1 protein-coding gene is annotated in these 1,231 nt (G+C 64.7%); it reads left to right on the top strand.

Features of this window, described 5'->3' with window-relative positions; all coding sequences use genetic code 11:
- Positions 1–77: 77 nt before the first annotated feature.
- Positions 78–1,189 (top strand): IS3 family transposase gene (locus ACRWNM_RS36515; RefSeq protein WP_431972731.1). Its coding sequence is split into 2 segments (ribosomal slippage): positions 78–345 and positions 345–1,189, totalling 1,113 coding nucleotides; the frame shifts between segments, so codons are not numbered across the junction.
- Positions 1,190–1,231: the final 42 nt, after the last annotated feature.

Here is a 1,231-nt window from a genome sequence, read left to right as displayed (position 1 = left end):
GACCTGACCCCGTGAGGTCGGTCCATGGGCTGTGTGGGTCTTGCGGCCCATGTTGTGGGCGGGAAGGCTCGATGGCGATGACCACGAGGAAGAGGCACACCCCTGAGCAGGTCGTGCGCAAGTTGACCGAGGCCGATCGGCTGCTCGGCGAGGGCAAGGACGTCGCGGATGTGTGCCGGGCGTTGCAGATCACCGAAGCCACCTACTACCGGTGGCGTAACCAATTCGGCGGACTGAAGGCCGACGACGCCAAACGGTTGAAAGACCTCGAACGCGAGAACACCACACTCAAAAGGCTTTTGGCCGAAGCGGAGTTGGAGAAGGCGGCATTGAAGGAGATCGCCAAGGGAAACTTCTAGACCCGGAACGCCGGCGGGCGGCTGTAGCGCATCTGATGCGGCTTATGGGCGTCAGCGAACGGTTCGCCTGCCGGGTGACCGGGCAGCATCGCAGTACCCAACGCCGTCCTGCGGGCGCGCAGCAGCCCACGGATCGGGATGCCCCGTTGCGGGCATGGTTGCGTGACTGGGCACGCAACCACCCCCGTCAAGGGTTCCGTCGCGCCTACCACGACGCCCGCGGCGAGGGCTGGACGGTGAATCACAAGAAGATTCAACGTCTGTGGCGGCAGGAAGGGTTACGGGTGCCGCAGCGACGGCGCCGTAAACGAATCGGTGACTCGACGGTCACGGCGGTGACCGCGGACGCACCGAATCGAGTGTGGGCAGTCGATTTCCAGTTCGACGCCACCGACGACGGCCGTCCGGTCAAGATCGTGTCCATCGTCGATGAGCACACCCGCGAATGCCTAGGCGGGCTGGTCGAACGCTCCATCACCGCCGACCGGCTCATCGAAGAACTCGACCGCATCGCCACCGGCCGCGGATACCCGGCCGCGTTGCGCAGCGACAACGGCCCGGAACTGGCATGCCAGGCGATGCGGGACTGGGCCGGTGAACGCGTCGGCCTGGCGTTCATCCCACCCGGACAGCCCTGGCGCAACGGCTACGTCGAATCGTTCAACGGCCGACTGCGCGACGAATGCCTCAACATCAACAACTTCTGGTCGCTGACCCAAGCCCGCGTCGTGATCAGCGACTGGAAGGACGACTACAACCACTACCGCAGGCACTCAGCCCTGGGCTATCAAACCCCCTCGGGATACGCTGCTGCCTGCATCCACCGATAACCGACTCACACTCACGGTGGACCGATCAACGGGGTCCCGTCA

It is taken from the genome of Nocardia sp. bgisy134 (assembly GCF_965341865.1).
Classification (GTDB): Bacteria; Actinomycetota; Actinomycetes; order Mycobacteriales; family Mycobacteriaceae; genus Nocardia.
The sequence above is the reverse complement of the archived record's forward strand: the minus strand, read 5'-3'. Positions and strand labels throughout refer to the sequence as shown.